The sequence below is a fragment of the Curvibacter lanceolatus ATCC 14669 genome, assembly GCF_000381265.1.
GTDB classification, from domain to species: domain Bacteria; phylum Pseudomonadota; class Gammaproteobacteria; order Burkholderiales; family Burkholderiaceae_C; genus Curvibacter; species Curvibacter lanceolatus.
In genome coordinates this window covers 1-14997 of record NZ_KB906277.1, presented here as the reverse complement: position 1 = coordinate 14997, position 14997 = coordinate 1, and the positions used below count along the sequence as shown (strand labels likewise).

Sequence of the window (14997 nt, the reverse complement as noted above, 5' to 3'; positions counted from 1 at the left end):
CGTGTTGGATGCGGGGCCTGGCCCCGAGTCAGAGTTGGCCTTCGCGCAGCAGCTCGCGCAGGCGGAACTTCTGGATCTTTCCGGACGGCGTGGACGGGATCTCCTGTCGCAGCACCAGCTTTTCGGGGATGTACTGCAGCGCCACGTGCTGGCTCTTGAGGAATTCGACGATGGCGGGCAGGTCGATGCTGTGGCCGGGGCGCGGCACGACCACGGCGCAGGCCCGTTCGCCCAGGCGCTCGTCGGGGTAGGCCACGATGCTGGCCATGGCAATCGCCGGGTGCTTGAAGAGCAGGGCTTCGATCTCGACCACCGGGATGTTCTCGCCGCCGCGGATGATCACGTCCTTGCTGCGGCCGGTGATGCGCACATAGCCATGCGTATCGATGCGGGCCAGGTCGCCGGTGTCGAACCAGCCCTGCGCATCAGTGCCATTGAGGTGGGGGCGCTTGAGGTAGCCTCCGAAGTTGGAGCAGGCGCGCAGCAGCAGGTGGCCGATCTGGTCGGGCGGCAGGGGTTGGCCGTCGATATCGACCACTTTGATTTCCACGCCGGGCAGCGGGCAGCCGTCGGTGTGGACCGAGCGCTCGTCCGCGTCGTCGAGCCGGGTCAGGGTGACGGCGCCATTTTCGGTCATGCCCCAGGCCGACACGATCTTGGCGCCGAGCGACTGGCGGGCCTGCTCGACCAGGGGGCCGGGGATGGGCGCACCGGCGCACAGAAAGCTGCGCAGCGTGGGCACGGGGGTGGCGCTGTCGATCACCGCCTTGGACAGGTCGCTCAGAAAGGGGGACGAGGCCATGGTGAAGGTGCAGCCCTCGCGGTTGATCACCTCGATGGCGGTGCGCGGCTCCCAGATGTCTTGCAGCACGGCGCTGGCGCGCAGTTCGATGGGCATCATCAGGCCGTACATGAAGCCGGTCTGGTGGGCCATGGGCGAGGCCATCAGCACCACGTCATCGGCGCCCAGCTGCAGTCGCTGGGCGTAGGGGATGATGTTGGCCAGGGTGGTGTTGGCGCTGTGCATCACGCCCTTGGGCTCGCCGGTGGTGCCCGAGGTGTAGATCAGCTGGGTGATGTCGTCGGGGCCAGGGCGCGAGCGGCTCAGCACGTCGGCGGCCTCGGGGCTGCGCTCCCACTCGGGGCCGCTGAGCAGGGCTTCGAAGCTGTTGGCGCCAGTGCCATCCACGATCACCAGGTGCTTCAGGTGCGGCAGGCTGGGTTGCAGGGCGCTGTGCATGGCTTCGAAGTCGAAGCCGCGGAAGGTCTTGGGCGCGATCATGACCTTGGCCTCGCCATGCTGCAGCATGAAGCTGAGTTCGCGCTCGCGGAAGATGTGCATCAGCGGGTTCATCACAGCCCCGAGTCGTGTGCAGGCCAGGTAGGTGAGGGTGAACTGCCACCAGTTGGGCAACTGGCAGGCCACCACGTCGTTGCGGCCCACGCCCAGGCGGGCCAGGCCGACGGCGATGCGGTCGGCCATGCGTGACAGCTCGCGGTAGGTGAAGCGGGTGGTCTGGGGCTTGGGCGCGCCGCCGCTGACCTGGACGGCGGTCAGGGCCAGCTTGTCCGGGCATTCGGCCACGCAGGCGGCCAGCGCGTCGTTGATGGTGCGGTCGTGCCACAGGCCTTGGGCCACCATGGTGGCACGCCGGGCGGGCAGCAGCAGGGCGTCGAATTCCATGTCTTGTCTCCTGGTTGGTTTCTTGTTGGAGGGCGCCCGCGTTCTGTGGCGCGGGTCGCCCTGGATGCGCTGGGGCTCAGGCGGGCACGGCCTGGCGGCCGGCGCGGGTGCGGGCCACGATGGTCTTCATGATCTGGGCCGTGCCGTCGCCGATCTGGAAGCCCAGCACGTCGCGCAGGCGCTGCTCCATGGGGCCCCGGTCGTAGCCGCCGTGGCCATGCATCAGCAGGCACTGGTGGATGGCCTCGTAGGCCAGCTTGGGTGCCCACCACTTGCACATGGCGGCCTCGGCGGTGTGGGGCTGGTGGTGGTCCTTGAGCCACAGGGTCTGCAGGCACAGCAGGCGCGCGGCGGTGACCTGGGTGTCGAAGTCGGCCAGCGGGTGCGACACGCCCTGGAAGGCCGACAGCGGTTTGCCGAAGGCCTCGCGCTGGGCCACGTAGTCCCAGGTTTCTTCGAGGGCCACGCGGGCCACGGCCAGCACCTGCAGGCCGATGAGGGCGCGCGAGAAGTCAAAGCCCTGCATGACCTGCACAAAGCCTTTGTTCTCGTCGCCCAGGCGGTGGCTGACGGGCACGCGCACATTCTCGAAGAACAGCGAGCCGCGCCCGATGGCGCGCTGGCCATGGCAGTCGAAGCGGTTGCGGGTGAGGCCGGGCACGTCGGTGGGTACCAGCAGCGCGGTGACGCCGTGGGCGCCGCTGTCCACCGCCCCGGTGCGACCGAACACCACACAGGCGTCGGCCTGGTCGGCCGCCGAGATGGAGGTCTTTTCGCCGTTGATGACGTACTCGTCACCCACGCGCTCGATGCGCAGGCGCAGGTTGGCCGCGTCCGAGCCGCCGCGGGGCTCGGTCAGCGCGATGGCGAACAGGGCCTGGCCCTGGGTGAGTTTTTCCAGCCAGGGCTGGACCACCTCGGGGCGGCCGTGCTCGGCCAGGATCTGGCCGTTCAACGAGGCCAGCAGGTTGATGTAGGACAGGCTCAGATCGGCGCGGGCGATCTCTTCGTGGATCACACCGGCGGCCAGGCTGCCCAGGCCCTGACCGCCGAAGCGCTCGGGCAGTTCGGGCGCGATGAAGCCCATCTCGCCCATCTCTCGCATCAGGCTGCGGTCGAGCACGCGGGTCTGGTCGCGCGCCAGAAAGCCGGGCGCCACGCGCCCGTTGGCAAAGCGGCGCGCGTGTTCGGCCAGCGCCTGCAGGTCTTCATCGATGTAGGGGTTGTTCATCGCGGGGCTCCCGGTCTTATTTGGCGTACTTGCGGAACTCGGGCTTGCGCTTTTCCTGCAGGGCTTTCACGCCCTCGCGCGACTCTTCGGTGTCGTAGTACAGCTTGAGTGCGTACATGCCCATGCCGGCAATGCCCGATTGGTGGGCGGTGTCCATGTTGAAGCTGCGCTTGGCGATGGCGATGGCGGTGGGGCTGCGCTCGCAGATGGTCTCGGCCCACTCCTGCACGGTGGCGTCGAGTTGCTCAGGGGGCACGCAGAGGTTGGCCAGGCCCATGGCAACGGCCTCTGGGCCGGAGTAGCGCTTGTTCAGGTACCAGATCTCGCGGGCTTTTTTCTCACCCACCACGCGGGCCAGGAAGGCCGTGCCGTAGCCTGGGTCCACCGAGCCCATCTTGGGGCCGACCTGGCCGAAGATGGCCTTGTCGGAGCAGATGGTCAGGTCGCAGATCGTGCACAGCACGTTGCCGCCGCCGATGGCAAAGCCTTGCACCCGGGCGATCACCGGTTTGGGCACGTCGCGGAGGGCGGTGTGCAGCTCTTCCATGGGCAGGCCGATGGTGCCGCGGCCGTCGTAGTTGCCGTCGTGGGCCGACTGATCGCCGCCGGTGCAGAAGGCTCGATCGCCGGCGCCGGCCAGCACGATGCAGCCCACCTCGCGGTCGTAGCCGGCCTTGTTCAGGGCTTTGATGAGTTCATCGCAGGTGGTGCCGCGAAAGGCGTTCATCTTCTCGGGCCGGTTGATGGTGATCCAGGCCACGCCGTTGCGGACCTCGTACAGGATGTCTTCGAATTGCATGTGTTGCTCCAAGGGGTGGGGTTGGGTGGCCGCTCAGCCGTGCATGGTCAGGCCGCCAGAGACGCTGATCACCTGGCCGGTGATGAAGGCCGCGTCGTCGCTGCCAAAGAAGGCGATGGCGCCGGCCAGGTCGTCGGGCTGGCCCAGGCGGCCCAGCGGGATGGCCTTCTTGAAGGCGTCGATCAGTTTCTCGGGGTTGGCGGCGCCTTCGGCCACGCCGGCCAGCAGGGCCGTGTCGGTGGGGCCGGGGCAGACCACGTTGACCGTGATCTGGTGGCGCGCGTGCTCGCGCGCCAGGGTTTTGCTCAGGGCCACCAGGCCGCCCTTGCAGGCGGCATACACCGCCTCGCCCGAGGAGCCGCCGCGGGCCGCGTCGGACGCGATGTTGACGATGCGGCCGCTGCCGCGCGCCACCATGCCCGGCAGCACCGCGTGGTGCATGTGCAGGGCGCCGGTGAGGTTGATGGCGATCAGGCGATCCCATTCGGCCGGCACCGTCTTGGTGAAGGGTTTGAAGATGTCCCAGCCGGCGTTGTTGACCAGCACATCAATCGGGCCGAGTTCGGCCTCGGTGGTGGCCACCGCGGCATCGACCTCGGCGCGCGAGGTGATGTCGCAGCGCACGGCCAGGGCCACCCCCCCATCGGCCTGGATGGCGGTGGCCACCTTCTGGGCGGCTTCGAGATTCAGGTCGAACACCGCCACCTTGGCACCGGCGCGCGCGAAGCGCCGGCAGGTGGCGCTGCCAATGCCGCCGGCGCCGCCGGTGACGATCACGGTCTTGTCTGTCAATCCTTGCATGTGTTTCTCCTGGATGGGGGCTTTGGCCCTATGCTTTCAATGAATGTTTGCATTTAAATACGTAAACATATGGACGTATTATGGGTTCGGTCTGTTGTGGGCTGCAATCCGGTTTCTGGCTGGAATAACTATGGAAAACCCTAGTAAAAATACCGATATCGCCCGCATGGAATTGGCCAACAGGTTGTTCTTTAGGCTCTATCAATGTGCAAACATGTTGCATAAAACGGGGTCGAGGGCGGTGGAGGATGAGGGCCTGACGACGCAGCAATGGGCGGTGTTGGGGGCTTTGTCGCGCCCGGAGGCGCAGGGCGGCATGAGCGTGGGCGACCTGGCGCGCTACCTGATGGTGAGCCGGCAGAACCTGTCAGGACTGATCAGCCGCATGGAGCGTGACGGGCACATCCAGACCGCGCCTGATGGGCGCGATCGCCGCTCGCGCCTGGTGACCATGACCGAGGTGGGGCAGCAGGTCTGGTCGGTGAAGGCTCAGCCCAAGATCCATGCCTATTACGAGCAGGCCCTGCACGACTTTTCGGTGGGGGACCTCACACACACCCTGCACTACCTGCTCAAGCTGCTGGACAACATGCGCGCGCTCGATGGGCTGGATGCGGCGGCAGACGAATCATGAAAGCGGCGGGGGTGAATGTGACGGCTTGATGACCGACGTCTAGGCCTATCCGTCGGTGTTGCTTGTGCACCCTGTTGCGGGCAAAAAGCTTGCAGACGGCAGTGAGACGAGGATGATCGGCGGGTTCTAAGAATCAAGAACCCCTGTCGTCGCCGACGCCCACGATGGGACCGTTGCGGCCGTGGCCTCCGCAGGCTGGCAGGGGTGCTCAGGGGATGTCATGCGTCTGGAAACCCGCTTCGCCGGGATCATTGCCTCGTGTTTTGTGTTCGGTATCTGCACGGCCGGCTACATCTCGTACCGACTGGAGGCGCGCCAGGCCCGTGAAGAGGTCAAGCAGAAGGCCGACATGGTGCTGGAGACGGCCATGGCGGTGCGGGCCTACACCTCGGAAGAGGTGGCCGTGGCTTTGCAGGCCCTGGACGACAAGGGCAGCTTCCACGCGGCCCAGGTGCCGTCTTTTGCGGCGCAGAGTGCCATGCGCCGGCTGGCGCAGAAACTGCCCGAGTACCAGTACCGGGAGAGCTCGCTCAACCCCACCAACCTGAATGACCGGGCCACCGACTGGGAAGTGGGGCTGCTGCGCGCCTTCCAGGCTGATCCCCAGCGCACGGAACTGAGCGGCGAACTGGGTGCGGGCCAGGACCGGCAGTACTACGTGGCGCGCCCGATCCGCATGGGCTCGCCCGCCTGCCTGTATTGCCACAGCACCCCGGAGGCGGCTCCAAAAGCCATGGTGGCGCGCTACGGCGCCGGCAATGGCTTTGGCTGGCGCATGGGTGATGTGGTGGGGCTGCAGCTGGTGCGGGTGAGCACGGCGCCGGCCGAGGCCAAGGCCTTCAACAGCGTGGTGGTGACGATTGGCTCGATCACCAGTGTGTTTGTGCTGGCCGCGGCGGTGATGCTGCTGCTGTTGCGCCGCCATGTGACCAGCCCGCTGGAGGCGCTGACCCGGGTGGCGCTGGCCACCAGCCTGGACAAGCCGCTGGACAAGGCGCAGGAGGAGGTGCCCCTGCCGCCGGGGCATGGCCAGTTCGAGGAGCTGCAGCGTGCGATTCAGCGCCTGAAGGCCAGCATGGACCATGCGCTGCGTCTGATCGAGCGGCGCCCGGCCGTGTCGGCAGCGCCTGTGCCGGTGCCGGTGCCGGCAAGCGCCTCAGCACCGGTGTCGGTGCCTGCATCGGCGCCGGGCGGGCCATCTGATGTGCCGCCCGTGGCGGGCACAGACCCTCGGAGCTGACCTCATGTGGCCCTTGATCACCCTGGCCCTGGCGGCCCTGTTGTGGCTGATGCAGGTGACGCTGGGCAGCGACCCCGAATTGTCGGGTTGGCTGGCCGAGGGCGCCTGGCTGAAGCCGTTGGCCATGGGCTTCAGCGCACTGGCGCTCGGGCTGGTGCTGCGCCGTCTGCTGGTGCACCTGCTGCGCGGCAGCCATCGCTTTCGCGTGGGTTCGGGCTCGGATCTGCTGCAGTCGGTGCTGTCGATGCTGCTGTTCGGCGTGCTGGCGCTGGTGTTCATGGGCTGGGGCCTGGGGCAGGATCTGGGCCGTCTGCTGGCCACGTCGGCGCTGCTGTCGGCCATTGTGGGCTTGGCACTGCAGCCGCTGTTGGGGCACTTGTTTGCCGGGGTGTCGATCGAAGTCGAGCGGCGACTCAAGGTGGGTGACTATGTGCGTCGCGACGAGCTGGAGGGGCAGATCGTGTCGCTGGGCTGGCGTTCGGTCACGCTGCGCACCGATCGGGGCTCGCTGGTGGTGATGCCCAACAGTGATTTCACCAGCCGGTCACTGGAGCTGGTGCCACGCGAGCAGCCCTACCGGCATCTGGTGCCGTTGCAGGTGAGCAGTGAGTGGCCGCCCGGCCAGGTGATGCGCATCGTGATGCAGGTGCTGGGCAGTGACCTGCCCGGCATCTGCAGCCACCCCGCACCCAGCGTGGTGCTGATGTCAAACGACCCCGGCAGCGGCACCTTGCGCTACGGGGCGCGTTTTTACACCACGCGCTTTCTGGACCGGGGCACGCTGTCCTCGGCCTTTCTGGAGCGCTTCTGGTACGCGATGTCGCGCGAGGGGCTGGCTTTCGAGACGCCACCCCCGTGGGCTCTGTGGCCACCTCAGGGCGAGGCCGCGCCTGCCAGCGACAAGGCCTCGGTGGCTTCAGAGGCGACGGGGCAAGCGCCTGGTGGCACGCCTGCCCGGGTGGTGCCTCCGGTGCCCGTCGGGGCGCGCACCACGGGGCGCCGTGGCCAAGGGGCCGCCCTGGATGCCGGGCGCATCGGCGGCCTGCATTCCTTGAGTGCGCAGGGCCGCGAGGCATTGCTGCAGGCCGGGCGGCTGCAGCACTTTGGCCGGGATGAACGCTGTGGCGGGCCCGATTTCAAACTCTTGCTGCAGGGGCGCCTGCGCGAAGTGCGACCCTGGAAGGACGAGGGCTCTACCGAAGCCGCCCAGGCAGAGTTGGAGGCCTTGCTGAAGGCGTTGGCTGAGCAGCCTGAGCCGGACGGCGTGGCCTGCCGGTTGGAGACGGCGGTGATGCACCAACTGGTTCAACAAGGCAGTCTGGTGCTGGGGCCGGTGGCACAGCGCCTGTGTGCCCGCCTGGGGGCGCTGACCGAGGACCCCTGGCTGGCCTGGCAAGCGCTGGCGCATTCGGTGGATGAGCCTCAGGCCCGGGCGGCCTTGCTGCAGCAAGCGCCTGCCGAGCGCTCGCGCACCCTGCACCCTGGCGCCTGGCTGGTGTCGGGGGCTGTGCTGGGTTTGACGGCTGATGCGCGTTACTGCCAGGCCAGCCAGGGCTGTACCCTGATGACCTGGCGCCCACAGGTGTTGCACGCGGTGCTGCAAGGCTTGTCGCAGGCCGACCAATGGGCCGTGGGCGAGTTGCTGGCCTGGCGCGCTGTCGGTGCCGATGGCCTGAGCGCCCGGCAGTGGGCGCACTGGTTGGTCTCGCCCATGCCATTTCAGTCGGTTTGAGCCACTGGGTGGGCTCGGGAACCTAGGGTTGTCCCGGAGGGGGTGGCATGAGTGGCACTTTTTGGGACACTGCCGGTCTTTTCCGCTCGTATGATGAACATCCGGCATGGCAGGCGCCCCCCCTTGGGGGCCCAGGGTGGCTTGTGGATGGCGGTGAACCTCAGCAGCCTTGGAGACCATTTTGGCTTTTCTGGACAACTTGAAGATCAGCACCCGCCTGGCTTTGGCCTTCGGGTATGTGGTGGCGCTGGCCGCGGCCATTGTGTTGGTGGGCGTGAGTCGCCTGGGCGATGTGGATCGCAGCTACCAAGCTGTGGGCAAGCTCAGCCGGGTGGAGCGTGATGCCTTGAACGGCATCGTGCAGGGCACCGAGGCTGCGGCGCGCAGCGCGCTGGTGATGGCCCAGGTGGATGCCGACAAGTCCAAGCTGGCCCAGTCGGCGCAGCAACTGGACGCCCAGTTGAAGGCTGCAACGGACGCCTCCCGCGAATTGAGTGCCATGGACCTGCCCAGCGCCGAGAAGGATCTGGCCCGGCGCCTGGGCGAAAGCGCGATGCGTGCCCAGACGGCCGTGCGGGCTGTGGCGGCTCAGTTGGGACAGGGGGACCACGACGGCGGCGTGCGCAAGCTGCTGGGCGAGGTGTTGCCGGCCCTGGACGGTTTGCGTGAATTGGGCGTGCAGATGGCCGACGTGCAGCGCCAGCGCCTGGATCAGAGCGTGGAGCAGGTCGACAGCGACATCGTGGCCACCCGCTACTGGATGCTGGCGATCGGGTTGTTGGCCGCCATCGTGGCGGTGGTGGCGGTGTGGTCCTTGCGCCGCAGCATCGTGAAGCCCTTGAACGACGCCTTGCTGATTGCCGAGACGGTGGCCTCGGGCGACTTGAGCCAGGAGTTTTCAACCGAGCTGGGCGGCGATTTCGGGCGCTTGCTGGGGTCTCTGGGCACCATGGAGGACACGCTGACCGATCTGGTGAGCCGCATCAAGCAATCGACCGATTCGATCGCGTTGGCCTCGCACGAGATCGACTCCGGCAACTCGGACCTGTCGCGCCGCACCGAAGACCAGGCGGCCTCTCTGGAGGAGACCGCGGCCAGCATGGAAGAGCTGACCTCGACCGTGCGCCAGAACGCCGAGCGGGCCCGATCGGCCAGTGGCCTGGCGGTGAATGCGTCGGGCATCGCGCAACGTGGCGGGCAGGTGGTGGACCAGGTGGTCAAGACCATGGACGCCATCAGCGGCAGCTCGAAAAAGATCGTGGACATCATCCAGGTGATCGAAGGCATTGCCTTCCAGACCAACATCCTGGCGCTGAATGCCGCCGTGGAAGCCGCCCGTGCCGGTGAGCAGGGGCGCGGCTTTGCGGTGGTGGCCAGCGAGGTGCGATCGCTCGCGCAGCGCAGTGCCGTGGCGGCACGCGAGATCAAGTCGCTGATCGGCGACTCGGTGGAGCAGGTGCAAAGTGGCGCCGATCTGGTCGGCCAGGCGGGCAACACGATGGCCGAGATCGTTTCGGCTGTGGGCCAGGTGACGGGTTTGCTGGCAGAGATCTCGGGCGCCCTCAATGAACAGAGCACCGGCATCGAACACGTGAACCAGGCCGTGGCGCACATGGACTCGGTGACCCAGCAGAACGCGGCGCTGGTGCAGCAGGCGGCCCAGGCGGCGGCTTCGCTGTCGAGCCAGGCGGCGCAGTTGCAGGCGGTGGTGGGTGAGTTCAAGCTGGATGCCGATGACGCGCCGGCAGTGCCCGCCCTGGGCCATGCCCAACAGCCTCGCCTGAGCGCGGCCTGAAGACCGCAATTTCGCCGTCAGACATTGAAAAAGCGGCCGCCCTTGGCAGGGACGGCCGCTTTTTTCATGGGCAACTGCTCGCTGCAGCAGATGCCGTAGCCGCTCAGGCGGCTTCTGCCAGCGATTGCAGGGCGGCAATGATCTGGGCGGTGCTCACGCCATCGGCTGCAGCCCACTGGCCTTGCAGGGCGTTCAGCGTGGCTTCGGGGCTTTGCTTGAGTTGCGCAATGGCCTGGCCCGCGGCCTTGGGGGCTTCAAAGCCGGTGCTTTGCAGCAGCAGCTTGCCCTGGCCATCTTGCAGCTTGAAGTAGAAGCGGCCGTCGTTTTCGCGGTATTGCTTGAAGCTGGGCAGGCTCACCTTCTCGGCCTGGGCGGCGCGGGCCGGACTGGCGCTGCTGCCCAGGCGGCGCAGGCCCACGGCCTGGCGCAGGTCGGCGATCAAGGCCGTGGACAGCTTGCGGGCCTTGGCGGCGCCGGCCTGCAGAATGTCTTCCAGCCGCTCGGGGTGGGCGATCAGGTCTTCGTAGGTGGCGCGCATGGGGGCCACTTCACGGGTCACGCGCTCCCACAGCAGTTGCTTGGCATCGCCCCAGGCAATGCCGTCGGCATAGGCCTGGCGCAGGGCCTGGGTTTCTTCGGCGCTGGCAAAGGCCTGGTAGATCTGGAACAGGGCCGAGCCTTCCACCTCTTTGGGCTCACCGGGCGCGCGTGAGTCGGTCAGGATGCCGGCAATCAGTTTGCGCATCTGCTCGGGCGGGGTGAACAGCGGGATGGTGTTGTCGTAGCTCTTGCTCATCTTGCGGCCGTCGAGGCCGGGCAAGGTGGCAACCGATTCCTCGATCAGGGCTTCTGGCAGGACCAGGTGCTCGCCATAGAGGTGGTTGAAGCGCTGGGCCATGTCGCGCGCCATCTCGATATGCTGGATCTGGTCGCGGCCCACCGGCACCTGGTGCGCCTTGAACATGAGGATGTCGGCGCCCATGAGCACGGGGTACATGAACAGGCCGGCGTTGACGTCGGCATCGGGGTCGACACCGGCGGCTTCGTTGCGGTCAACCGCTGCCTTGTAGGCGTGGGCGCGGTTGAGCAGGCCCTTGCCGGTGACGCAGGTCAGCAGCCAGGTCAGCTCGGGGATCTCGGGGATGTCGGATTGCCGATAGAAGGTGACGCGTTCGGGGTCCAGGCCCGCAGCCACCCAGGTGGCGGCGATTTCGAGCGTGGAGCGCTGGATGCGCGCAGGGTCGTCGCATTTGATGAGCGCGTGGTAGTCGGCCAGAAAGTAGAAGCTCTCAACACCCGGTTGGCGGCTGGCTTCGATGGCCGGGCGAATCGCCCCCACATAGTTGCCGAGGTGAGGGGTGCCGGTGGTGGTGATGCCGGTCAGGACGCGCTTGATGCTCATGGCGGAAACAGTTCGGTTGCAGTCAACAAAAAACAGGAAGGGGGGGGAGGCGTCAGCGGAACAGGGCGGAAGCGGGGCCGACCACCAGGGTTTCGATCACGCCGTAGCCGATGGCCATCAGGGGGCGCAGCCACACGGAGCCGACCACGCCGGCCACCACCAGGCCCATCACGATGAAGAAGCCCCAGGGTTCGAGCCGGGCCAGCCATTGGGCTTGCTTCCAGGGCAGCAGGCCGACCAGGATCCGGCCGCCGTCGAGCGGGGGCAGCGGAAACAGGTTGAAGGCCCACATCACCAGATTGACCAGCACGCCGGCGCGGGCCATCTCGAGGAAGAAACGTTCATGGATGCCGGTGCCCGCCAGCAGCACCAGCACCAGGGCCCAGAGCATGGCCTGGGCGAAGTTGGCCGCTGGGCCGGCCAGCGCCACCCAGATCATGTCGCGCTTGGGGTTGCGCAGGTGGCTGAAGTTGACGGGCACAGGCTTGGCGTAGCCAAACAGGAAGGCCCCCGAGGTGGCAAAGTACAACAGCAAGGGCATCACGATGGTGCCCATGGGGTCGATGTGGCGGGTGGGGTTGAGCGAGATGCGCCCCATCATGGCCGCGGTGTTGTCACCGAAATACCGGGCGGCATAGCCATGCGCTGCTTCGTGCAGCGTGATGGCGAACAGCACCGGCAGTGCGTAGATCAGAACGGTCTGGATGAGGTCGGAAAAGGAGTTCACGGCGGCATTGTCTCAGACGCGCCGAGGTGCGGCGCGGGGCAGATTCGTCACAACCCCAGTGCGGCCAGGGACCCGCGCCCCTCGCGAATCACCACGGGCTCGTCGCCCTGGTCGATGGGGGTGAGGTCGACCACGGTGGTGGGCTCGTGCGGGCAGGCACCGGCATCCACCACGGCGGCCAGGGCCTTCTCGTAGCGGCTGCGGATCTCGGCGGCATCGTTCAGGGGTTCGGATTCGCCCGCGGGGATCAGCGTGGTGGCCAGCAGCGGGGCGCCATGCAACTCCAGCAGTGCCTGCAGGGCCTTGTGTTCGGGCACCCGCAGGCCGATCGTCTTGCGCTGGGGGTGGCTGACGCGGCGTGGCACCTCTTTGGTGGCTTCCAGGATGAAGGTGTAAGCGCCAGGCGTTGCCGCCTTGAGCAGACGGTACTGCTTGTTGTCCACCTTGGCGTAGCTGGCCAGTTCGCTCAGGTCACGGCACAGCAGGGTCAGGTGGTGTTTGTCGTCGACCTGGCGGATGCGGCGCATCTGCTCGGTGGCGTTGCGGTCATCCAGCTGGCACACCAGGGCATAGCTGGAGTCGGTGGGCACAGCGATCACCTCACCGGCCTGCAACAGGGCCACAGCTTGCTTGAGCAAGCGGGGTTGGGGGTTGTCGGGGTGAACTTCGAAGAATTGAGCCATGGTGTTTCTCTGGGTGCTCAGACCTGGTCGGCTTGGCGTGAGGGAATGTGCCCTTCACGCAGCGTGAGCCAGGCGCCGGCGGCACCGGACAGGGCGATCAAGGCGATGCCCGTGAGCGACCAGGTGTCCGGCAGGTGGGAAAAAATCAACCAACCGCCCAGCATGGCAAAGCCGATCTGGGCGTAAAGGTAGGGGGTGAGGATGGCCGCAGGGGTTCGGCTGTAGCCCAGGATCAGCATGAAGTGGCCTACGCAACCCATCAGACCCATCAGCAACATGCCTGCCCAGGCTTGCCAGGGCAGGTTGGCCGCCCAGACAAAAGGCAGCATCAAGGAGGACAGCAAGGTGCCGACCCAGCCTGTGTAGAAGTGCATGGTCAGCGGATCTTCAGTCCTGGCCAGGCGACTGGTGACGATCTGAAAGGCCGCATTCGTGCTCACCAGCCCCAGAGGCAGCAGAACGGCCCAGCCACTGCTGCTGGCGCCGCTGGGGCGGATGATCAGCAGCGTGCCCGCAAAACCCATTAGCACGAGCAGCCACCGCAGCACCGATACCTTTTCGTGCAACACGATGGCTGCCAGCACGGTGATCACCAACGGAGCAATCATGACGATGGCGGTGAATTCGCCCACGGGCATGTGTTTCAGACTGAAAAAGGCGAACATGCTGCTGCCCATCAGCAGCAGTCCTCGCAAGAGCTGGAACTTGGGGTTGGCCGTCTTCAGCAAGGCCTTGCCCCGGGCCGGCAGGGCGACCAGGGTGGTGGCGACGGCCTGCGAGGCATAGCGAACCCACAAGGCCATCATCAAGGGCACGGAGGCGCTGATGAATTTGGTGGTGGTGTCCAGCGTGGCAAAGCAGGCCGTGGCCGCGATGGCCAGTCCGATGCCCGCCAGCATGCCGCGGGGCGTGTATCCCGAAGCCAGACTCACGATGTCGCTCTCACTGGATCCGATCGGCAAGCAGTTCCCAGACCGGCGTCAACTTGCCCGGCAGGTAGGGCAAGGCGCCCAGGTCGGTGTGGGATTCATCCGGGCTGTGGAAATCGCTGCCGCGAGAGGCGGCCAGACCAAACTCAATGGCCATGTCGGCATAGGTCAGGTACTCTGAGGTGGAGTGACTGCCTGTCACGACTTCGACGCCCTGCCCGCCATGGGCCTTGAACTCGGAGAACAGCGCGTACTGTTCGTTGGCCGTGAAGCGGTACCGCCCCGGGTGGGCAATCACAGCCACCCCGCCACCGTCGGTGATCCATTGAATCGCTTGCTGCAAGTTGGCCCAGCGATGGGGCACGTAACCAGGCTTCCCCTCGGTGAGAAAGCGCCGGAACACCTCACCGGTGTCTTTGCAAACCCCTGATTCGACCAGGAACCGCGCGAAATGCGTGCGTGAAATCAACTCGGGATTGCCCACGAATCGCAGTGCCCCCTCGTAGGCATTCGCGATACCCACTTTGGCCAACTGATCTGCCATCTCCCTGGCGCGTTGTTCGCGGCCCCCTCGGGTCAGGTGCAGTCCATCGGTCATCCGGGTATCCGTTGCATCGAAACCCAGACCCACGATGTGGACCGTTTCCCCGGCGAAGGTCACAGAGATCTCGACGCCTGTCAGGTAGCGCAGCCCCAACTCGCGCGCGGCAGCTGCCGCACGCAACTGCCCACCCACTTCGTCGTGATCAGTCAGGGCCCAGAGTTCAACGCCATTGGCCTTGGCTCTCGCAGCCAGGGCTTCTGGGGTCAGGGTGCCGTCTGAAACAACGGAATGGCAGTGCAGGTCTGCGTTGAGGATAGAAGTAGTCACAGGCCCATTTTAGGGCGCGCGCGCCTTTTCTCGCCGGCCCTTGTGGCCAGAGGGGCTTGGCGCTCATGCGTTGCAGGTGAATGCGGCACTGCGACTCTGGCTGCGAGCGCTTTCTGGGTGCGGTGTTTGCTGCTCTCTATATATAGAGGCCGCGACCCCACACCTCAGGGCAACCAGCACGCTGAAGTGGGCTTGGCAGCACTGTGTGAATCCTCTGCGCTCCATAGGGGATGATTTGATACTAAATAACCAAATTGGTAACATGGGTATTAATGAATTCTGTGCCGATTCATCTTTCCGCCGCATTTCTCTGTGTATACTAGCGGGCTCGACTGCACAGAACAGTGCTCTACGAGTGGCGGAGGTGAGAAGCCTCTGGTGCTTGGTTGGGTTGGTTGTTGTGAGTGGTTTGAGAAGTTTTCTGGTTTTGAGTTTGCTGCTGTAAAAAGCGATGTATAATTCGAGGCTC

General features: G+C 66.1%; 13 protein-coding genes and 1 pseudogene. 5 read left to right on the top strand and 9 right to left on the bottom strand.

Features of this window, described 5'->3' with window-relative positions; all coding sequences use genetic code 11:
* Positions 1 to 28 precede the first annotated feature (28 nt).
* From aliA to badH, 4 genes are all read right to left on the bottom strand, one after another.
* Entirely contained in the window at positions 29 to 1684 is a 1656-nt protein-coding gene (aliA, locus tag F624_RS0126885) for a cyclohexanecarboxylate-CoA ligase (protein WP_019577488.1), read from the bottom strand.
* A gap of 76 nt (positions 1685 to 1760) precedes the next feature.
* Complete coding sequence (gene aliB / locus F624_RS0126880) at positions 1761 to 2915, bottom strand: cyclohexanecarboxyl-CoA dehydrogenase (protein WP_019577487.1); 1155 nt, start codon at positions 2913 to 2915, stop codon at positions 1761 to 1763.
* Between the two features lie 16 nt (positions 2916 to 2931).
* On the bottom strand, positions 2932 to 3714 hold the full coding sequence (gene badI / locus F624_RS0126875) for a 2-ketocyclohexanecarboxyl-CoA hydrolase (protein WP_019577486.1): 783 nt from the start codon (positions 3712 to 3714) through the stop codon (positions 2932 to 2934).
* Between the two features lie 33 nt (positions 3715 to 3747).
* A complete protein-coding gene (gene badH / locus F624_RS0126870) occupies positions 3748 to 4515 on the bottom strand; it encodes a 2-hydroxycyclohexanecarboxyl-CoA dehydrogenase (protein ID WP_019577485.1) in 768 nt (255 codons plus the stop codon).
* Positions 4516 to 4645: 130 nt separating this feature from the next.
* Here badH and F624_RS0126865 point away from each other — a divergent pair, with 130 nt between their 5' ends.
* The 5 genes and pseudogenes from F624_RS0126865 to F624_RS0126850 all read left to right on the top strand — a co-directional run bounded on the left by F624_RS0126865 (position 4646) and on the right by F624_RS0126850 (position 9916).
* Positions 4646 to 5149: a MarR family winged helix-turn-helix transcriptional regulator gene (locus tag F624_RS0126865; protein ID WP_027476052.1), complete on the top strand. Its 504-nt coding sequence runs from the start codon at positions 4646 to 4648 to the stop codon at positions 5147 to 5149.
* A 220-nt stretch (positions 5150 to 5369) separates the two neighbouring features.
* Positions 5370 to 6389, top strand: a complete 1020-nt coding sequence (locus F624_RS0126860; protein ID WP_019577483.1) for a Tll0287-like domain-containing protein — start codon at positions 5370 to 5372, stop codon at positions 6387 to 6389.
* Between the two features lie 4 nt (positions 6390 to 6393).
* Positions 6394 to 8121, top strand: a complete 1728-nt coding sequence (locus F624_RS0126855; protein WP_019577482.1) for a mechanosensitive ion channel family protein — start codon at positions 6394 to 6396, stop codon at positions 8119 to 8121.
* A gap of 169 nt (positions 8122 to 8290) precedes the next feature.
* A pseudogene (locus F624_RS36075) lies at positions 8291 to 8722 on the top strand (MCP four helix bundle domain-containing protein); the annotation flags it as partial.
* An 81-nt stretch (positions 8723 to 8803) separates the two neighbouring features.
* Positions 8804 to 9916, top strand: coding sequence for a methyl-accepting chemotaxis protein (locus F624_RS0126850; RefSeq protein ID WP_245573748.1), 1113 nt, complete (start codon positions 8804 to 8806; stop codon positions 9914 to 9916).
* A 103-nt stretch (positions 9917 to 10019) separates the two neighbouring features.
* On the opposite strand, the gene F624_RS0126845 is transcribed toward F624_RS0126850, so the two are convergent.
* From F624_RS0126845 to F624_RS0126825, 5 genes are read right to left on the bottom strand one after another with little or no spacing between them, the layout of a single operon-like run.
* Entirely contained in the window at positions 10020 to 11318 is a 1299-nt protein-coding gene (locus F624_RS0126845) for a tryptophan--tRNA ligase (protein ID WP_019577480.1), read from the bottom strand.
* Between the two features lie 52 nt (positions 11319 to 11370).
* Positions 11371 to 12045: a site-2 protease family protein gene (locus F624_RS0126840; protein WP_019577479.1), complete on the bottom strand. Its 675-nt coding sequence runs from the start codon at positions 12043 to 12045 to the stop codon at positions 11371 to 11373.
* A gap of 47 nt (positions 12046 to 12092) precedes the next feature.
* Positions 12093 to 12728: an L-threonylcarbamoyladenylate synthase gene (locus F624_RS0126835; protein ID WP_019577478.1), complete on the bottom strand. Its 636-nt coding sequence runs from the start codon at positions 12726 to 12728 to the stop codon at positions 12093 to 12095.
* Positions 12729 to 12745: 17 nt separating this feature from the next.
* Entirely contained in the window at positions 12746 to 13627 is an 882-nt protein-coding gene (locus F624_RS0126830; RefSeq protein WP_019577477.1) for a DMT family transporter, read from the bottom strand.
* Positions 13628 to 13670: 43 nt separating this feature from the next.
* The gene (locus F624_RS0126825) at positions 13671 to 14528 is read right to left on the bottom strand and encodes a 3',5'-nucleoside bisphosphate phosphatase (RefSeq protein WP_031256427.1); all 858 of its coding nucleotides are present in this window, start codon (positions 14526 to 14528) and stop codon (positions 13671 to 13673) included.
* Between the last annotated feature and the right edge of the window lie 469 nt (positions 14529 to 14997).